Here is an 18,684-nt window from a genome sequence, read left to right as displayed (position 1 = left end):
TCACCCCCATTGCCCGGCGGGGCGGTAGCCGAACGCGGCCAGGTCGTCCATGCAAGCTATCGGCGCATGCGCGACGACCTGCCCGTTGGCGGCCTCCGCGAAGACCTCGCTGGACAGGACGCGGCCGTCGACGCCGTTGACCTCGCGGACCGAGGTCACCATGCGCTGGAGCTTGCCGCCGGTCTGGTAGTTGTTGCGCCGCTGGATGAAGACGACGAAGTTGACGGCTCCGGCCACGAGCATCTGGCTCGCCTCGATGGGCAGCCGCTCGGAGGCCTGGAGGGCGTACGTCGAGATGCGGTTGAAGACCTCACTCGAGCTGTTGGCGTGGATCGTGGAGAGCGAGCCGTCGTTGCCCTGCGACATCGCGTTCAGCATGGTCACGATCTCGTCGCCGAGCACCTCACCGACGATGACCCGCGACGGGTTCATACGGAGGGAACGGCGCACCAGCTCGGCCATCGAGATCATGCCCTGGCCCTCGGAGTTGGGCAGGCGCTCCTCGAAGGCGACCACGTTGGGGTGCAGGTCGGCGAACTGGTCGAGGCCGAGCTCAAGGGCCCGCTCGACGGTCACGAGACGCTCGTGCGGCGGGATTTCGTTCGCCAGCGCCCGCAGCAGAGTCGTCTTTCCGGCGTTCGTCGCGCCCGCGATCATGATGTTCTTGCGCGCCCGGACGGCGCAGGCCAGGAAGTGGCCGATCTCGGGCGTCAGGGTCCCGTTCCCCACCAGGTCCGACATGAAGACCTTGCCCATGCGGGCACGTCGGATGGAGAGCGCGGGGCGGCGCGTGACGTCCATGACGGCGGAGAGACGCGAGCCGTCGGGGAGGCGCAGGTCGAGCTGCGGGTTGGCGGAGTCGAAGGGGCGGGAGGAGAGTCCCGAGTACGCGCCGAGCACCTGGATGAGTTCGACGAGCTCCTCATCCGTCTCGGCGACCGGATCGCCCGTGACCTCGCGCCCGTCGGCGTAACCGACGAAGACCTGGTCGCAGCCGTTGATGTCGATGTTCTCGACCTCGGGGTCGTCCAGGAGCGGCTGGAGCCGGCCGACGCCGAAGAGCGCGGCGTGCACGGCGGCCGCGTACTTCTCCTCGGTCTCGGCGTCCAGCGGGGTGCGCCCGGCGTTGATCTCTATCCGGGCGTACTCCTCCAGGATCTGGGCGATGACGGCACGGGCGTACTGCCGCTCGTCCTCGCCCGACATGGGGGTGACACCGGAGACCTGGTCGATACGGCGCTGCTCGGCGATGCGGTCACCGGCGTCCTGCCGGAACCGCTTGACGAGCTGGTGATCGACGGGAACGCTCATCGGCCCGCCCCGTGCGCGCCCTGCATGCCCTGTGTGCCCGCGGTCGGGGTGGCCCAGGCGGCGCCGTACTGCTGGTACAGGTCGACGGTCACCTTGCGGGCGGAGCGGATCAGCATCGACTTGTCGAGCCGGCCGCGCTTGCGTCCGGCCAACTGGTCGGCGCCCGCCGGGTCGTCGGCGAGCGTGCCCACGACGCGCGCGCCGGTCTGCGCGGCCATCAGCATGTCGTTGACCTGGTGGACGAGCTTGGCGGACGTCGAGGGGTCCGCGATGAGGAGTACGCCGATGAGCGGGGTCGCGAGCGACGCGGCCCCACGGGATCCGCCGTGCAGCTTGGCGGAAAGCGCCGCGGCACGGTCGCGCACGCGGGCGATGGCCTCGGGCTCGGTCCGCGAGACGAGCAGCACGAGGGCCGCCTGCGGGAAAAGCTCGACGGCAGGAGTGTCCCCACTGACGCGACCGCAGTCGGCGATCACGTCGGCGGGAGCGTGCGGGGAGTCGGCGAGCTGCGAGAAGGCGCGGCCGAGGGTGGGCCAGAGGCCCGCGAGCCCGGCAGCCTGTTCAGCGACACCAAGACCCACGAGCACCTCGAGCCCGCCGGCCAACGGCTGCGTGTGATCCCACAGTTGATCGGGCACGAGGCCGCGCCGCGCGGTGGCGGCGATGCTGAGCATGCCGGTGTTCGGGTTGAGCGGTCCGCCGTGCGCGGCGGCACTGCGGTAGACCAGGTCGCCGCCGGCGGGATCGGTCTCCGCGACGAGGACGCGCCGGGGCCAGACGGCCGCCAGCGCGACGGCCGCGGTGGTGACCCCGGGAGACCCCTTGTCTGCGGCGAGAGCAATGAGCGCCATGTCTCTTCTACTCGCCTCTAGTTGCCGTTGGGAGACACTTGGACGAGAGAGACCTGCCCCGCGGACGCGGCCCGGGTGACGGCGGCGGCATCGGCGCTGTCGACCAGGAGCGTGACGCCGAGGGCGCCGGTGCTCACGGTGGCGTCGCTCTTGTCGGCGATGGAGCTGACGCGGGCGGCGGCGACGATCGGGCTGTCGCTCGTGCCGCCACCGGTTCCGGCGGAGCCGCCGGTGTCCTTGTCGCTGGACCCGGACGACGCCGAGTCGCCGACCTGGTAGACGTCCACGGTGTCGCCGGTCTTCAGGCCGTCCGCCGGGTACTGCCCCTCCTTGAGGGAGACGCCGACGGCCGACTTGCCCGCGGGCAGCCCGCTCTTGCTGGAGAACATCTCTCCGACGGCGACGGCACCCTTGGGGATGGTGTTGGTGGCCTTGAGCTTCTTCAGGCTGTCGACCTGGGACCACTTCACGTAGTTGATGCCCGAGTCCTCGGCGACCATCACCGAGGTGACGTTGCTGTCGCTCACGGACTCGCCCGCCGGGATCTCGTTCGTGATCTTCACGACCTCGATACGTTCCCCTGCGCGCAGCACGAGAACGGTGGCGCCGAGCGCGCCGATGAGGATGAGCAGAACGGCCAGGGCGGCGAGTGCCGGTTTGCGCTCGCGAGGCGGCGCGGGAAGGCGCTCACCGACCGCTGGCTGAACCGGCGCGGCAGAACGGTTGTTGCCCGCCCCCGTACGCTCTTGGATCTTCACGCAACTGCTCCCCGCACGCCCAAGAAGATTCGGTCATTTTCGGACACTCGCGACTCTCTCGCTCGCCTCGGGCGGGCTATTCAGCCCCAGGCACAGTGTCAAGTCATCGCACCGTATCAGCAGCACATAAGCCCCTCAAGGCGCGCCAAGGCTGCCGGAGCCCGCACCCCTCATCGTTATCCACGCGCAATCCACGCTCCATGGTTCCCACGCATTCCTGGAACCTCTGGAGAGGCAGAGATGTGCGTACGCGAATAGACGCCCTTTGCGCAACGGGCGGCGCAGGGCGCGGTGATGAGGAACACCGACCGATCCGCCTTCTGCCGGACCGCTGTTCCTTCAGCCGCACGGATGACGCCGGAAGGGGCGGGGCCGGTTCCCCCGCGGCTCATTCCTTTTGCCACACCGCCACAAGGTCCGCGCACCGCACCACGATCGTGGCGTCGGTCAGCTCGATCTCGTGCACGATGCCGCCGCCGGGGACCGGCCGGACCTCGTCGAGCAGCACCGTGATGGCCTCCATCCAGTCGATGGAGTCGTGATATTCGACGGAGAACCCGGTGACGCCGACGTACTCGATCCGCAGCCCGGCGGGGTGCTTCCACGGGTTGGGCAGGAAGCCGATGGCGGCGGGGCCGGCCGATTTCGCGACGGGCAGGGAGACCTCCGCAAGCTCAAGGTCCTTCACACACCGGTCACTTGAGAACGAGTAGTGCCCGGCATCGGAGACGAACTCCCAAGCCCCGTCCGGCAGGACGCCCTTGAGCCCGGGAAGGGCGGCGAGGTAAGCCCCGGCATCAACACTGAACCCACGGAACTCCGTATCCCATTCAACTTTCACGTACTCCAATGAACCTCACCGCCCAATGAACCCATGCCCCTTGTCCCCCGTCTCACAGTCCGGCGCGGCCCCGGCGAATGCACGTCACACGAGCAGAGCGCCGGTGGTGTCCCGGGCCTGAAACTCCTGCTCACGAAAGAGAAATTCAACCCCCATGAGACTTTCCTTTCCCTCACGTGCACGACGCGGCTCGCGCAAGACCGTCGCGGCGACCGGCGTAGCCACAGCGGCCCTGGCCCTGGTGGCCACGGGCACCCCGGCGCACGCCATCATCGGCGGCACCGAAGTCTCCAACGACGCCTACCCCTTCATGGTGGCCGTCATGGACAAGGGCCAGGGCAGCGCGCTCGACCGCCAGTTCTGCGGCGGCAGCCTCGTCACCGCGGACACGGTGATGACGGCGGCGCACTGCCTCGTCGACGACGCGGGCAAGCCCGTGAGCCCGAAGAAGCTGCAGCTGGCGGTGGGCCGTACGGTCCTCTCCTCCGCCGGCCAGGGCCAGATCCGCAACGCCGCGAAGGGCGGCGTGGTCGTCCACCCCCGCTACCTCAAGGGCCAGGAGGCCTACGACGTAGCGTTCATCCAACTCAGCAAGCCGGTCAAGGGAATCAGCCCGATAGCCCTCCCCACCCAGGGCACGGACGCGCTGATCCGCCCGGGCCAGAAGGCGACGGTCGCCGGCTGGGGAAACACGGACACGGAACTCCCCAACACCCCTGACCGCCTCCGCGAGGTAAAGGTCCCGATCCTCTCGCACGCGGAATGCAAGACGAGTTACGGGGAGTACGACTCAAAGGTCAACTTCTGCGCGGGAGTTGAAACGAAGGACTCCTGCCAGGGCGACAGCGGCGGCCCCATCTTCCGCCACGTCCCCGGCCGCCGGGCCCCCATCCAGGTCGGCGTCGTCTCGTACGGCGAGGGCTGCGGGGCGCAGGGCGCTCCGGGCGTCTACACGTCGGTCAGCTCGTCGAAGCTGTGGAAGACGCTGGATGAGTCGGCGGGCGGCAAGAAGGTGAAGCGGGCCATGAACCGCCGCTGAGCGGATTCTCCTGCCTGATCAGGCGGACGGGAGGGCCCGGAACCCTTTGTCAGTGGGCCGAGGCTCTCCCGTTCAGCGCTTCATGAGGTTCGGCTCTTCCGGGTAGGCCCCGGAATCCGCTGCGGGAGCACATCGATCATTCAAGCGGCTCCCTCCCCGTAACCTGCCGGTACGCCTCGTCGAGGAGACCGTCGTCGACCTCGAACTCCCCGCCATCCAGGAAATACGCCCCGTTTTCGTACGCCGACACCTGTCCAACAACTCGGCTACAGCAGTCATGAGTTCCTCGAGATCACGTAAGCGGACCCTCTCCAGTTCTCCCACATTCTGGGCCCTTACAGAACATTGCGCAGCATCATCCCGAATCCATCGGAACTCGCCCCTTTTGCGATAACTATTCAGTGCGGCCGCTCCCGAGACCTTCACTACTCACTGCCGTGAATCCTGGTGAAACCATCGACCACTTCAGTAGCGTCGGATGGCGTGAAGAACCCTCGCCCCACCGGGAGTCCTACGTGAACCGCAGTCGTGTCCTGCCTGCCGCCGTCTCGTTGGCGGCTGCCGCTGCCCTCCTGCTCACGGGATGCGGGGGTGACGACGGTGACTCGGGGGAGGACAAGGCCGCGGGGAGCGGAAGTGCGAAGAAGAGTGCGTCGCCCGGCGCCAAGAAGAGCGAGGCGCCCGCGATCGAGCGGCCCGCGATGAAGTTTCCCTCCGATGTGCGGCTCGTCTTCGAGGAGAGCGAGCTGACCGATCCGGAGCAGGCCGCCGCGCTGAACGACGCACAGAATTACGCTCGTTCAACCGTGTACGGAATCGTGAAGCAGGACCCGGAGAACGCCGCGTACAAGTTCTACTCGGAGCCGGGCAGTGATGCCCGGGAGTACGCGAAGTCCCAGATCAGGAACCATTCCTCGGCCGACTTCAGCGTCACGGGCGAGCGGTCCCACAGCGACGCGAAGGTGCAGCCGGGCGGGGGCGCGGACAAGAAGGGCATGGTCGTCACCTTCTGCTCCGACGAGAGCAAGATGAGCGGCAAGGACCTCCGGACCAAGGAGAAGATCCCCTTCGAACCGGGCCCCAAGAATTACTGGTTCTGGCGGATTGAGATGGTCCCGTCGAAGAGCACCGACGGCCTCTGGCTCGCTCAGAAAGCCAAGGTCAAGGACGAGGCCGCGCAGTGCCGCTGAGCGGTGTTCGCCAGTCGGAGCCGGAGCCGGAATCGGTAAGGCAAAAGTCGACTCTGGCGAAACCATTGACCACTTCAGTACCGTCTGATGCCTTGCAGAACCGTCGCCCCACCGGGAGTCCCACGTGAACCGCAGTCGCACCCTGCCCGTCGCCGCCGTTTCGATGGCGGCTGCCGCTGCTCTCCTTCTGACCGCGTGCGGGGGTGGGGGCGAGGAGGACTCGGGCAAGGACAAGATCGCCGGGGCCGATGACGGCGCCGCGAAGAAGAGTGCGTCGCCGAGCGCCGGCAAGAGCGAAGTTCCCGTGACCGACCGTCCGAAGATGCCGCTTCCCAAGGACGTCAGCCTCGTTTTCGACGACGTCGACATGAGCGATCCCGACCAGGCGGCAGCCGCGAGCGACGCCCACAATTTCGCCCGCGCCATCCGGTACGGAATCGTCAAGCAGAACATGAACGACCCTGCGTACAAGTTCTATTCGGAACTCAAGAGTCCCGCTCAGGCCTACGCCAAGGACCAGATCAAGCAGCGGGTCGACAAGGGGCTGACCATCAGCGGAGAGATGCGCTTCTCCCGCACCAAGGTCACGCCTGCCGAGAACAAGAAGACGAGCGTTGTCTCCTTCTGTAGCAACAGCACCAAGCTCTACAGCAAGGAAGTGAAGACCAAGAAGGTGCACCACACAGAGCCGAGCATCAACGACTACTACTCCTGGCAGGTCCTCATGACCCCCTCCAAGAACGCCAAGGGGCTGTGGCGAGCCCAGAAGGTTCAGGTGCAGGACAAAGCTGAGGAGTGCAGGTGACCAAACGCCGAATATCGCTGGTCCTGATCGCCACGAGCACGGCATTGATACTCGCCTCGGGGAACCCGGCCGTCGCCGGTGAAGACCCCGTGGTCAGCGACAGCAACACGGCGGCCACCAAGAAGGACGACACGGTCGGCGCCATGGCGCGCATCAGCTACACGTCGTCCGGGAACGGCGGACCGGGATCGGGGCCCGTGACGTCCGTCGACCCCAACTGGACCCCGCCGCCGTGCTGGTACGCCCCCGAGTGGAAGGCCGGCGAGTTCGCGAAGTTCCGCGACCGGCTGTACTTCACCGCAAGGCACGACCCCGGCGCTCCGCAGGATGCCTTGAAGGACATGTCCGACGAGAACCGGGCCTACGCCAAGGACAACTACAACATCGACAAGGAGAAAGAAGGGATGTGGTGGGGCGCCCAGTACAGCCCCGACGCCACGCTCGAGGAACAACAGAAGTGCAACAAGCCGCCGTTCTGGGTCAATAACGGGGAGGACCCCGGCGTCCCCGAGGCCATCGACGCCGAAACCCTCGCCGAACTCGCCTACAACCAGATCAAGGTCCCCGGCACCAAAGTCTCCCTCGCCCCCGACGGCCCCTCCAAGGTCAATCTCCCCACCTGGGCCTGGCTCGACAAGGGGGACTTCAAGCCCGTGTCCGTGACCGCCTCGCTCGACGCCCCGGGGCTGCACATCGAGGCGACGACCGTCGCGAAGCCCGTCGCGCTCAGCATCAAGCCCGGCACCGAAGACGCCACGTTGCACCCCGCATCCGGCAAGTGCGAGATGAACGACGACGATTCGATCGGCGAGCCGTACGCGAAGGGCAAGTCGAAGCAGAAGCCGCCCTGTGGCGTCACCTACCAGCGCTCGTCGGGCGACGGCACCTTCGACCTCCAGGCCACCGCCACCTGGGAGATCACCTGGACCGGCACGGGCGGCGCGGGCGGGGACCTGCCCGACGGCGAGTACGGCAACGACCAGCCGATCACCGTCGAGGAGATCCAGTCCATCAACCGTTGATGCGAGTGTTCCGTCGGCAGTAGCGACAGTAAAGTGCGCCCAATGAGCAAAGGGGCGGGACGGGTGACAGAGGTCGGGGCAGCCGTGGCTGTCCACAGGGGCGAGGGTCCACCCGTAGGGGTGGACCCTGCGGGCGGCAGCCGTCGCAGACGCCATCTCGGGCTGCCCGCCGGCGCCGGCGCCTGTCTCCTCCTCCTGCTGCTCGGGCTTCTCGCACCCCCGGCAACAGCCGCCCCCGCCGACGACACCCCCACCCAGGCCGCCGCCCTCGCCGACCGGCTCCGCGACGACCCCGTCTACGTAACCGACCAGCTGCCCCGCGAGATCCCCCGCTCCTCCGCGCCCGACTTCGCGAAGCTCGCCAAGCGGACCGGTGTTCCCACCTACGTCCTCGTCCTCCCCGATCAGGGGATCGGCGACGACCGGCTGCTGGGGGCCGTGCACGACCGGCTCGGGCGTGACGGGCTGTATGTGCTCGTCGACTACATGGGGGTCGCGGACGCCGAAGCCTTCGGAGTGCCGGCTCCCGCCGATGATGCCTCCACCGTCTCGCTCTATGAACTTCCTTACGACGCCGGGCCGTTGCTGAAATTCGAGCGGTTCGTCGACGTCATCTCGCAGGGGCGCGAGAAAGCAGCCCAGCGCGCGGAGGCCGCCCGTAAGCAGTACGGCGGTGACAGCGGTGAAGAAGTCGCGGAGATGCACATCGATCCCGTCGACCGCGACAACCAGTCCTTCGCCACCGGGATCGCGCTGACCGGCGTACCCGTTCTCATTCTTCTCATCAGCCCTTATGTACGTCGTTGGCGGCGGCAGGTACGAGGGAGCGCGGCCACGGAACCACGACGGCACCTCACTCCCCTGCGCATCGAAGCCGGGGTCGCCGCACTCGCCGCCGTCGCCATCGCCCTCGGCGCCACCCTCGTCTTCGACCAGGAGACCTCCAGCGCCACCCCGCAACCCACCTCCGCCGATCTCTCGACCCGCGTCGAACGCGTCACCGACGGCCTGAAGCGAAGTCCCGTCTACAGCGATCCCGAGAGCCCGCGCGTCCTCGACGCGCGACAGCTGCGCCAACTCCGGGGCCAGATCAAGGACTTCGACGGTGGTCCCGTCTTCGTCGCCCTCGTGCCGCAGCTCACCGAGGACGAGTCCGCCGGTGAGCCGGAGATCTTCGTCGAGGCCGTTCGCAAGCGGATCGGGGCCGAGGGTGAGCGTGGCGTCTACGTCGTCGCCGATCCGCTCGGCGGGTACATCGACGTCGTCACGTACGACGTACGCATCGATGCCAATCTCGTCGCCTTCGAGATTCCCGATTCGATTCGGTACGGCGATGACGACGACGACCGGGCTCGGGACCACCGACTCGGTGAGCGGCTCGACGAGTTGATGAAGCTCCTCGATGACGCACCGCGCGTCAAGGAGCCCGAGACCTCCTCGCTCGGCATGGACGACGCTCCCGAACCCGTCGAGGACGACGAACTCTCGCCGCTGTTCTCCGGGGACTTCTGGCCGGGGCTGATGGTCGGCGCCCTCGCCGCCGGGGTCGTCTTCGGCGTCGTCGCCTCGCTGCTCGGCATCACCCGCCTCGCCGTGCCGAGCCTGAGGCGGCCCCGCGCGAACAGCAATAGCGCGTCTCCGAACCCCCTTCCCGAATTCGACGCGCCTCCAGCGCCCTCCCTCGACTTCCTGCGCCGCACCGCCCGCGACGAAATCGACGCGCTGGGGCGGGAGTTCGACCCCGACGCCGCGCTCCGTTCCAGTCTCCGCACGCGCGTCTGGGACTGTCTCGACGCCGCCACGCTGCTCGTCGACCGTGACCCCGACGGGCACGTCGACGACGACGCCACGCCCTCCGATCTCGCCGCCGCCATCGTCCTCGCCCGGACGGGCCGCGCGGCGCTCGCCGGCGCCGACAAGCCGTGCTGTGCGCTCAATCCGCTGCACGGGCCCGCGACGGGCTGGCGTGACGCCCAGTACGCGCCCGAGGAGCAGCGGCTGCGCACCATCCCCGTGTGCGCGCAGTGCCGCGTCCTGGTCGGCGCGCAGCCCCGGCACGCGCATACGCTGCGGCTGACCCTGCCAGGGGCAGCAGTGCGCGTGCCGTACGAGGAGGCGCCGGGGCCGCTGCCCTCGATACAGCAGGGGATTCCCCAACTCATCCGCCAGGTACGGGAGTACGCCGGTGTTCAGTGACCTGAAGCGCGCCGCAGCGGCCATGGCCCTCGCGGTTCTTGTCGTGGCGGCGCCCCCGGCCGCAGCGCAGGCGCCCGCCGCCCCCAGCCCCGGCGAGAAGATCGCCGACGCGTTGCGCCGTTCGCCGGTGTACGTCGATTCCGCGTACGCCGACTCGGTACCGCCCGCACGTCAGAAGCAGCTCGTACGGCAGATCGAGAAGACCGGCCTTCCGATCAAGGTGGCCCTCGTGCCGATCGTCCAGGGCGACGCATACGACGGCGAGTCCGATGTCTTCGCGGAGGTCGTGCACGACCGGCTCGACGAGCGCGAGCTGATCCTCGTCACCGCCGGCGACCGGTGGACCGGCGACCTCAACGGCTTCGAGTGGCCGGGCGAGGAGCAGCAGGCCGCCGACGCGGTCCGCACGGTCGGGTTCCTCGACGAGATGAAGGACGCCGGGCTCGCCGACCAGACCGCGAAGGCGGTCGAGCTGATCGAGCGGGGCGACGGCGAGAAGGCGTACGAGGAGGCGACGGCCGACTTGGGCGAGGGGTCGGGCGGCGGGGGCGACGCGGAGGCCGAGAAGGGTGACTCCGGTGCGGGCGGCTCAGCCTGGTCCCTGATGCCAGCGGCACTCGCCCTCGTCCTCGTCCTGGCCGCCGGTGGCCTCTTCTTCTTCGTACGTCGTCGGCGGCGTCATGGCACGGGTACGGCGGGCTCTCCGTTCGCCTTCCCCCAGGCCGTGTTCGCCGCGGCGCGGGAGGCGGATGAGGCGGCTCTGCGCCGCCAGACGGAGGCGGAGGTCGTGGCCCTCGGCGAGGCGGTCCAGGGGGCGAACACCTCAACTCCCGGTCTGCAGCACGCACTTGACGCCTACGCGGCCGCAGGCACGGTCCTCGACGGGGCCCGCGGCCTGCCGGACCTGGCAGGGGTGCTCGCCCTGGTGGCAGAGGGCCGGGACGCCCTGGAGGGCACGGAACCCCCGCTCCCCCTCTGCTTCTTCAACCCCCTGCACGGCCGCGCCGAGCGCCGCATCCGGTGGCGCCCGCTGGGGCGCCGCGATCAGCTGCACATCGCGGCATGCGAACAGTGCGGGACGGCGGTGCGCACGCGCCGCGCCCCGGAGGTACTGACGGACACCGACGCCGCCGATGGGCGCCAGGTCCCGTATTTCGAGGTACCGGCCGACCGGAGCGTGTGGGCGGCGACGGGGTACGGCTCGCTGCTGCGGGACGGGGATGACGGGATCGCGGGGCGTGTGGGGCGGGGGGAGTTTTCGCGGGGGCGGGGATAGCGGCCACGCCCCGTACTCACCACCGCCCACAACCCCATCACGCCACCGACCACCGCGGCCCGTGACGGTTCGCCAACTCCGCACCCTGCCCTGCCTCCTGGGTATTCTTCCGCGCACCCGAACCATTCACGGAGTCGGGAAGCGTGAAGCGGGAAACGCCACGAGAGCGGGGGATTATGTCCGGTTCAGACCTGATCGTCGATTTTCAGTTGCTCAACAAGTCGGCGCGCCAACTGAATGCCATCGAGGACGAGTTCAAGAACCTCGATGAATGGAAGGACGACGTCAAGTCGGACGTGGGCGCGTCCGACATCAAGGACGCGATGGGCGACTTCGTCGACAACTGGGACAAGAACCGCAAGCGCCTCCTCGAATCCTTGGGAGAGGTCGGGAAGCAGGTGGAGGGCACCCGGGACGCGTTCAAGAAGCTCGAAGACGACCTGGCGAAGGCCGGAAAGAAGAAGAAGTAAGCACTGCTCGAACGGCCTCGGCTGAGCAACGAGCGACGAGCAATGGACTCCTTTCGGGGGAATGGAAAATGGCACGTCCAAAGGACTGGCAACCGCTGCGCGAAAGCGATCCCGTACCGGGCGACCCTGAGGGGGTCCGCGGCCAGGTCAAGCACATGAAGAAAATCGCCGAGTATCTGCGCACCCAGGCCGCGGCACTCACGGCGATGGCCGACGCCGACAACCTCAAGGGCCAGTACGCGGAGAAGCTCGCCGAGGACGCCCGCGGGCTCGGCCGCAAGCTGGACGAGGCGGAGGACCGCTACCGCGAGGTCAAGAACCACCTGTCCGGCTGGGCCGAGGACCTGGAAGGGTTCCAGAAGCGCGCGGACAAGGCCCTCGATGACGCCAAGGAAGCCCAGCGCATCATCGACGCGCACGAGAACAAGCCGGACTCCGAGAAGAAGGGCAAGGACGGCGAGAAGGACGGCAAGGGCGACAAGGGGTCCGACGCCGAGGATCCGGCCCTCAAGAATGCCAAGGAGGATCTGGAGAACGCCCGCGGGCGGCTCAACTCCGCGGCCGGGGACTACGACGAGCGCGCGGGCCACTACGCCGGCAAGATCCGCGACTCGATCGACGACGACATGAAGGACAGTTGGTGGAACGATCTCAAGGCGGCGATCGGGGACGCCGATTGGCTCGACACCCTGGCTGACATCGCGAGCTGGGGCGCGACAATCATCGGCATCGCCGCCATGTTCTTCCCTGCCATCGGCATCGTCGCCCTCATCTTGACCGGCATCGTCGCCGCGATCCACATCGCGCAAGCCGCGACAGGAAACGGCTCCTGGTTCGATGTCGTCATGGACCTCGGTGCACTGAAGATGGCACGCAACGGCGTCAAGGCGGCCAAGGCGATCAAGGCGCTGCAGAACAGCTCGCGCAAGACCGCGTCAGGAGTGGCCAACGACGCTGCCAAAGCAGGGGGGCAGCGGACCCGCCAGAACACGATCGACAACGCGAGGAAGAACAGCCGGAAGGGCGGCGGCAGGTCCGGCGGCGACCGGGCAAAGGCCAGGGCCCGCGGCATCAGGGCGCAGCAGAGGGCTTCGAATGAAGGGAAGAAGGCGGGCAAGGAGGTACGCGATGCCGAGATGCCCCAGATCAATGTGCGGGAGAAGGCCGACGCACTGGGCGATGCTCAGCTCGGCCGGCAGATGAAGGACATCAAGAAGTGGCGGGACCAGTACCCGGACAACACGAAACTCGCCGACAACGCCCGCGAGGCCGAGCGTCACAAGGACGCCCTCCGTGGGTCGTGGATGGTCGGCACTGGGCTGGACGCGGCTGATAAGAGTGGAGACTCGGTTTCAGACGATGAGTACAGCCGTATGAAGGACCGCATGACCAGGCCGGTGGCATCGCGATGGTGAAGGGAAGATCAATGGCAGAGGGCGCGGAGGCTGAGGCCGACCCCCGGCGGTTGCGTGTGAACCCCTTCAGGGTGCTCTTCCTGATGAAGGTCGTTCTGGCGTTGGCTCTTCTGCGGTGCTTCGCCGGGCCTGCGACCAAGGATTTCCTGGGGCGTGAACTCGTATCGATGCCGACCTGGGAATGGACTCTGTGCAGTCTCACCCCGGTGATCCTGATCTACCTGGCGCGCCATCCGAAGGACTGGATGGAACTGTCCGGTGAGCGAGTAATGATCAGGGGAGCACTCGGCCTCTACCTCCTCTACGCCCTGATGGGTGCCATCGGCAAGGGCCACCCGGCTCTCTGGATCGCCGTCGCCGTATGCCTCGCCGGACTCGCCGGGATGTGGCACCTGAACCGCAAGGAGCGCCTCCGTGCAGGCTGAGCACACCGGGCCGGCGCCGGAAACCGCCGGCCACGTCGACGCCCCCGGCGCCACCGACGCCCCCGACGCCCCCGACACCCCGATCACCGGCTACCGCCTCCTCCTCCCTGCCGAATGGGTCCAAGTCCCCCTCCGCCGCGGCACGGAGGAGGCCGTTCGCCAGATCCTGGACGAGGCGTTCACCCGCATACCCGCCGACGCCCCCATGGACAGGATCGGCCCGTACAAACGCGAACTGGAACGCCGTTTCCGTGCGTCCGTCGCGGGCGCCCAGAAGAGCAAGGCCTTGGACCTCTACCTGCCGGTGAAGCCCTTGGGCGACTTCAACATCGGGGCGTCGATCCTGGTGACCGAATCCCTCGTGCCCAGGCCCTCCGGCCGTCCGCGCGGTGAATCCGACCCCATCGAGACGGCTGTCCAGCTGCTCTCCAGCGACGGCGCGGAGGACGCCGACCTGAGCTCGGGCGCGATCGACGGCGCACTCGCCGTACGCCGTGAGCACGTGGCCGGGGCCGCCCCGGAGAAGGGCGCCGAGCTCCCCTCGCGGCGCGTCGAGTACATCCTCTCCGTGCCGGGCGACCCGGACCGCTGGTTCGTCGCCGCGTTCTCGACGGTCGGGGGCGGGGATCCCAGGGACGAGCTGGCCGAGGTCCTCGTCGAATGGTTCGACGCCGTGATGGCGAACTTCCGCTGGAGGCGGGCATGACGGTGCCGTCGGAGACGAGAGAGTACTTCTGGCCCATCATCGACATCGACGACGTCGATGACGACGCCTGGGTCCTTGTCCCGCCACGGACCGGCCGCAGCGCCCCCGCGGAGGCCTGGGACGACATCCACACCTGGGCGCGGGAAGTCGCCGAGGACCTGTGGGCGGACAGCGACCTCGACCCCGGCCCCAACGGCGTCGACTTCGTCGCCGGGACCCTGGAGCGCTGCGCCGAGGCCTTCGCCCCGCCCGGCTCGGACAATTGGGTCTTCCTCCACCTCGACCACCCCGCCGAGGTGCCGCTGGCGGTCATCGCGGCGATCGGCCCGGCGTCGGGCCCCCGCGAGGAAACCCTGCGCGCGTTGACCGAGGCGGACGACACGGCCGCCGTCGAGCCCCCGGTCGTCAAGCCCTTCAGGTCCGAGAAGCTCGGCAAGGGCATGACCACCTTCCGGTACGTCCCACAGGAGGACTCCCCTCACCTGCTGGCCTGCGTCCGCTACGCGTGGCAGGTCGAGGAGCACGGGGCAGACGTGGCCATCTGGACCGCCTCCGAGGACATCGCGCACGTCCTGCGCGCGGCGGAGGACCTTGAGGAACTCGCGCGAACGCTGGGTGTCTGGACTCCCTGATGAAGGTCCGGGCTCCCTGACGGAGGTCTGGGCTCCCGACGGAGGTCCCGGCTCCCTGAGGAGACCGCCGACAGGACGGGCCGAGCGGCCTCGCCCGCCCCCTCCTGTCGGCGATCTTCACGCCGGAACCTTCGGCACCACCCAGAACATTCACCATCGCCGGTTCCGCGTCACGACACGATGACAGTCGGACCGAATTGGGTCACATTGCCCCGTATCGAACCTGGCGGAACCAGCAACCCCCTGGATAACGTCAGCCCGTTGGAGACACCCCTCACCCCACCGGGAGCCGACAGTCGACCGGTGATCGCAGGAACGTAACGCCGCCCACCGGGGGAGAGCGCAGTGGCAGACCCAGACCTGACGGTCGACTTCGAGTTCCTCGCGGAGTCCGAGCGGACGCTCAGCCAGCTCAAGACGACGTTCGAGGGCCTCGAGAAGCGTCGCGACGACATGCACAAGCACTGGGGGTCCGGCGAGATCGCCGAGGCCATGGGCGACTTCGTGGACAACTGGGACGACTACCGCACCAAGCTCATCGAGGGCATCGAGTCCACCGGCAAGCTCGTCTCGGGCACCAAGAAGGCGTTCGAGGATCTCGAGAAGCAGCTGAGCAAGCGCGACGAGAAGAAGCGGAAGAAGTGACTACAGCGACGTCGAAGCGCCGGCCGATCGACTGGCAGCCGCTCCGCGACTCCGACCCGGTACCCGGCGACCCGGAAGAGGTGCGCTCCGAGGTCCGCCACATGGTGGGGATCGCCAAGAAGCTGCGGACCCAGGCCAAGAACCTCCGGGCCATCAGCAACGAGGACAAGCTCAAGGGCAAGTACGTCAAGCGCCTGCGCGAGGACTCCGGCACGCTGGAGAAGCACATGCGGGAGGTGGCCAGCCGCTATGAGCGCGTCCACGGCCATCTCACCACCTGGGCCAACGAGTTGGAGGACTTCCAGTCCGACGCCGACGGCGTGCTGCGCCAGGCGAAGGAGAAGCAGGACGAGATAGACGCCGAGAAGTCCAAGAAGGGCGAATCCGGCGACAGTTCCGGCGACAAGAACACCCCGAAGCCGTCCGAGAGCGGCACGGACCACGATCCCCTGCAGACATACCGGAATCAGCTGGACAAGATCACCGGCAACCGCGACGACCGCGCGGGACACCACGCGGGCAAGATCAGGGACGAGATCGACGACGTCATCGAGGACTCGTGGTGGGACAACCTCAAGGGGTGGTTCCACGACAACGCGGACTGGATCAAAACCGTCCTCGACGGCCTCGGCTGGATCGCCACCATCGCCGGCATCGTCGCCATCTGGATTCCCGGCCTGAACGTCCTGGTCCTCGCGATCGCCGTCGTGACCATCCTGACCAGATCCATGCTGGTCGCCTCCGGTGACGCCTCCTGGACCGACCTCGCCTTCGACGTCGGCGGCCTGCTCCTGATGGGCATCGGCCGAGGCGGCATCAACATGCTCAAGGGCGCGAACAAGGCCACCTCCGCCGCCGCGCAGACCAGCAGGACCGCGGGTCTCAAGGCGGGCCTGAGGTCGCACAAGGGCATGCTGAACGACCTGAGCAGGGCCATGGCCGGAGCTCAGGACGACGTATCCCGGAAGTTCTTCTCGGACCTGCGGCACTTCACACTGAAGAAGATCTCCAGGGACGCGGGCCTTGTCGCCAAGGGCCCGACCTCGGTGTCATCGGCCTCCAAGTGGGCGCACCTGGGCGACGACGAGGCGGCAGGACTGTTCGGCCAGCTGCGCGCGAACAAGGGAGCCTTCCCGGACGCCGTGTCCGGCGGGGCCTCCAAGCTCGGCCACGTGGGATACGGGGCCGCGATGACCGCCGGGTACGGTGGCATGGCTGTCGACGTCATGGACAAGTCCCTGAGCAAGAGCGATTCCATCGGCTGGCTGGACCAGCAGGGCCTGGCTCCCGGGGACAAGCCGTACAACGAGGGCTACAACACCTGGAAGGAAAGCGGCTGGATGCCGGCGGAGGACACCCACTGGTAGATCCCGGGTGACCCGGGTCGGCTGAGGAGAGCGGGAGAAGAACAGATGGCTGGGTCCCTCAGAGAGCAGTTGGGCACGGGCGCGCATTTCCGGGTGCGGGCGACCGTCATCGGTGCGCTGGTGTCCGTCCTCCCGCTGATCGCCATCGCCGTCGTGCTCCCCGACGGCGGCCGCAAGGTCCTGTTCTGGATCTACTGGGCCGGCCTGACGGCCTGCCTGCTCCATCTCCTCTGGATCCTGGTCCAGAACCCCACGCCCAGCAGGCGTCCGCCGCTGCTGACCCGCGACCTCGCCATGGGCTGGGCGCTGCTCGTCCCCAGCCTGCTGACGTCCTTCTGGCCCGGGATCATCGGGGCCCCTTTGTTCACCGTGCTGGTCGGCTCGACCTGGGTCGCAGAGAAGATTCGGAACCGCAGTGTCACACCCTGAGCATCCCGAGACCCTCGAGGCTGTCGAGAGCCCCGCGGAACCCGTCCGCGTACCGACCGGATTCAATCTCGTCCCGCCGCCCGGATGGGACACGATTCCCCTCCAGATGGGAACGAAAGAGGCGATCCAGCGAATCGTACGGAAATCGGTGTCTCAACTCCCCGCCGGATTCCCGAAGGACGACATTCCCAAGGCCCGGCTGCAGCTCACCAAGGAGCTGAAGGAGACGGCGCGGCAGGCCCGCAAGTCCGACGGCCTGACGCTCTACCTGCCGGTCGAGCGGATGCACGGAATGATCATCCCGGCTTCGTTCGTCGCCTCCGCGCCGCTGGGGGCGCCGAAGCCGAACATCGAGCCCGAGGCCGTTCTCGTGGACCTGGCCCGTGACGCCGAGGAGGCCTCGGTGCGGGAACTCGACGGGACGGCGGCCGTCCGCACGCTGGAGACGTGCCCCGCCGATCCGGACAAGGGGGTCGAGGTTCCGTCGCTGCGGGTGCAGTACACGGTGCCGATCCCGGACAGCACCCCCGCCCTGTGGATGACCTTCTCCTTCAGCACACTGATCGCCCCGGACATGGACACGGAGTTCACCGAGACCCTGGTGGAACTCTTCGACGCCGTGATGACCACCTTCCGCTGGAGCTACGCATGATGATCGTCGAGACCGACTCCGACCCGGCCCTGTGGTTCCACATGCCGCTGGGCGGCACCAAGTCGGAGTTCGCCCAGTGGCTTGACCTGCAGCTCGATGCGAGCGCCATGCTCCACCAGCGCAAGCTCACCTGGCGTGAGAAGCGGCAGATGAAGAAGTTCCTCGAGGGTTCGGCCGCGATGCTACGCGATCGCATCGGGGCCGACCAGGGCTTCATCTTCGGCCCGATGCCGCCGCAGGCCGCGCCGCTTGTCTTCTTCACCAAGCAGTTCGCCTGCGACGAGGAGCACAGCGCCGCGCACCTGAAGATGCTCGCGGAGCCCGACCCCACGGTCACGGTCCCCGGCCAGCGCGTGGAGACGACCCCGTTCGTCTCCCCCCACTTCGGCGAGGGCATCCGCTGCCTGCGCAGCTGGACCGGCCCCGACGGAGTCCTGATGCTGTCGGTCACGTACGCGTGGAATGACCCGGCCAACGACATCGACCTGGTCCTCAAGGGCCACTACGACGACCCGGCGCTGCTCGAGGCGTCGTTCGACGCGATCGACGACTTCGCCCGGACGATCAGGCTGGCGCCGGCGTCCAGCTCCTCGTAGCACCGGCAAAGGACACGCCCGCCGAACCGCACGCGCCCCGAACCGCACGCCCCGAACA

20 protein-coding genes are annotated in these 18,684 nt (G+C 68.0%); 16 read left to right on the top strand and 4 right to left on the bottom strand.

Annotation, left to right across the window (positions count from 1 at the left end; translation table 11 throughout):
* The 4 genes from AB0G47_RS13640 to AB0G47_RS13625 form a co-directional block, all read right to left on the bottom strand.
* Positions 1-1,311: an ATPase, T2SS/T4P/T4SS family gene (locus AB0G47_RS13640; RefSeq protein ID WP_360768239.1), complete on the bottom strand. Its 1,311-nt coding sequence runs from the start codon at positions 1,309-1,311 to the stop codon at positions 1-3.
* The gene (locus AB0G47_RS13635; protein WP_360768237.1) at positions 1,308-2,162 is read right to left on the bottom strand and encodes a hypothetical protein; all 855 of its coding nucleotides are present in this window, start codon (positions 2,160-2,162) and stop codon (positions 1,308-1,310) included. The genes AB0G47_RS13640 and AB0G47_RS13635 overlap by 4 nt, the downstream gene beginning before the upstream one ends.
* A 17-nt stretch (positions 2,163-2,179) precedes the next feature.
* A complete protein-coding gene (locus AB0G47_RS13630; protein WP_360768235.1) occupies positions 2,180-2,920 on the bottom strand; it encodes an RcpC/CpaB family pilus assembly protein in 741 nt (246 codons plus the stop codon).
* Between the two features lie 388 nt (positions 2,921-3,308).
* The gene (locus AB0G47_RS13625; protein WP_360768232.1) at positions 3,309-3,761 is read right to left on the bottom strand and encodes a hypothetical protein; all 453 of its coding nucleotides are present in this window, start codon (positions 3,759-3,761) and stop codon (positions 3,309-3,311) included.
* A gap of 154 nt (positions 3,762-3,915) precedes the next feature.
* On the opposite strand from AB0G47_RS13625, the gene AB0G47_RS13620 reads away from it, so the two are divergent.
* The 16 genes from AB0G47_RS13620 (at position 3,916) to AB0G47_RS13545 (ending at position 18,626) form a co-directional block, all read left to right on the top strand.
* Positions 3,916-4,800, top strand: a complete 885-nt coding sequence (locus AB0G47_RS13620) for a serine protease (RefSeq protein WP_360768229.1) — start codon at positions 3,916-3,918, stop codon at positions 4,798-4,800.
* Positions 4,801-5,315: 515 nt separating this feature from the next.
* Complete coding sequence (locus AB0G47_RS13615; RefSeq protein ID WP_360768228.1) at positions 5,316-5,990, top strand: hypothetical protein; 675 nt, start codon at positions 5,316-5,318, stop codon at positions 5,988-5,990.
* A gap of 124 nt (positions 5,991-6,114) precedes the next feature.
* On the top strand, positions 6,115-6,795 hold the full coding sequence (locus AB0G47_RS13610; RefSeq protein WP_360768225.1) for a hypothetical protein: 681 nt from the start codon (positions 6,115-6,117) through the stop codon (positions 6,793-6,795).
* Entirely contained in the window at positions 6,792-7,817 is a 1,026-nt protein-coding gene (locus AB0G47_RS13605) for a hypothetical protein (protein WP_360768223.1), read from the top strand. The genes AB0G47_RS13610 and AB0G47_RS13605 overlap by 4 nt, the downstream gene beginning before the upstream one ends.
* Positions 7,818-7,901: 84 nt before the next feature.
* Positions 7,902-10,013 carry a hypothetical protein gene (locus AB0G47_RS13600; protein WP_360768220.1) on the top strand — a complete coding sequence of 704 codons (2,112 nt, stop codon included), beginning with the start codon at positions 7,902-7,904 and terminating at the stop codon, positions 10,011-10,013.
* Entirely contained in the window at positions 10,003-11,289 is a 1,287-nt protein-coding gene (locus tag AB0G47_RS13595; RefSeq protein WP_360768219.1) for a hypothetical protein, read from the top strand. The genes AB0G47_RS13600 and AB0G47_RS13595 overlap by 11 nt, the downstream gene beginning before the upstream one ends.
* Before the next feature lie 176 nt (positions 11,290-11,465).
* A complete protein-coding gene (locus AB0G47_RS13590) occupies positions 11,466-11,759 on the top strand; it encodes a hypothetical protein (protein WP_360768216.1) in 294 nt (97 codons plus the stop codon).
* 68 nt (positions 11,760-11,827) lie between these two features.
* Positions 11,828-13,174, top strand: a complete 1,347-nt coding sequence (locus AB0G47_RS13585; protein WP_360768215.1) for a DUF308 domain-containing protein — start codon at positions 11,828-11,830, stop codon at positions 13,172-13,174.
* 11 nt (positions 13,175-13,185) lie between these two features.
* Entirely contained in the window at positions 13,186-13,599 is a 414-nt protein-coding gene (locus AB0G47_RS13580; RefSeq protein ID WP_360768213.1) for a hypothetical protein, read from the top strand.
* A complete protein-coding gene (locus tag AB0G47_RS13575) occupies positions 13,589-14,305 on the top strand; it encodes a hypothetical protein (RefSeq protein ID WP_360768210.1) in 717 nt (238 codons plus the stop codon). The genes AB0G47_RS13580 and AB0G47_RS13575 overlap by 11 nt, the downstream gene beginning before the upstream one ends.
* Positions 14,302-14,937: a hypothetical protein gene (locus tag AB0G47_RS13570; protein ID WP_360768208.1), complete on the top strand. Its 636-nt coding sequence runs from the start codon at positions 14,302-14,304 to the stop codon at positions 14,935-14,937. Before AB0G47_RS13575 ends, AB0G47_RS13570 begins: the two co-directional genes overlap by 4 nt.
* A gap of 345 nt (positions 14,938-15,282) precedes the next feature.
* Positions 15,283-15,582 (top strand): hypothetical protein, encoded by a 300-nt coding sequence (locus tag AB0G47_RS13565; RefSeq protein WP_360768205.1) that lies wholly within the window; start codon positions 15,283-15,285, stop codon positions 15,580-15,582.
* Positions 15,579-16,949: a hypothetical protein gene (locus AB0G47_RS13560; protein WP_360768202.1), complete on the top strand. Its 1,371-nt coding sequence runs from the start codon at positions 15,579-15,581 to the stop codon at positions 16,947-16,949. Before AB0G47_RS13565 ends, AB0G47_RS13560 begins: the two co-directional genes overlap by 4 nt.
* Positions 16,950-16,994: 45 nt before the next feature.
* The gene (locus AB0G47_RS13555) at positions 16,995-17,378 is read left to right on the top strand and encodes a hypothetical protein (protein WP_360768199.1); all 384 of its coding nucleotides are present in this window, start codon (positions 16,995-16,997) and stop codon (positions 17,376-17,378) included.
* A 148-nt stretch (positions 17,379-17,526) separates the two neighbouring features.
* The gene (locus AB0G47_RS13550) at positions 17,527-18,030 is read left to right on the top strand and encodes a hypothetical protein (protein ID WP_360768198.1); all 504 of its coding nucleotides are present in this window, start codon (positions 17,527-17,529) and stop codon (positions 18,028-18,030) included.
* Positions 18,027-18,626 carry a hypothetical protein gene (locus AB0G47_RS13545; RefSeq protein WP_360768196.1) on the top strand — a complete coding sequence of 200 codons (600 nt, stop codon included), beginning with the start codon at positions 18,027-18,029 and terminating at the stop codon, positions 18,624-18,626. Before AB0G47_RS13550 ends, AB0G47_RS13545 begins: the two co-directional genes overlap by 4 nt.
* Positions 18,627-18,684 lie beyond the last annotated feature (58 nt).

Source organism: Streptomyces sp. NPDC021622, assembly GCF_040640795.1.
Taxonomy (GTDB): Bacteria; Actinomycetota; Actinomycetes; order Streptomycetales; family Streptomycetaceae; genus Streptomyces.
Note: the sequence above shows the minus strand (reverse complement) of the source record. Positions and strands in the feature narration are given on the sequence as shown.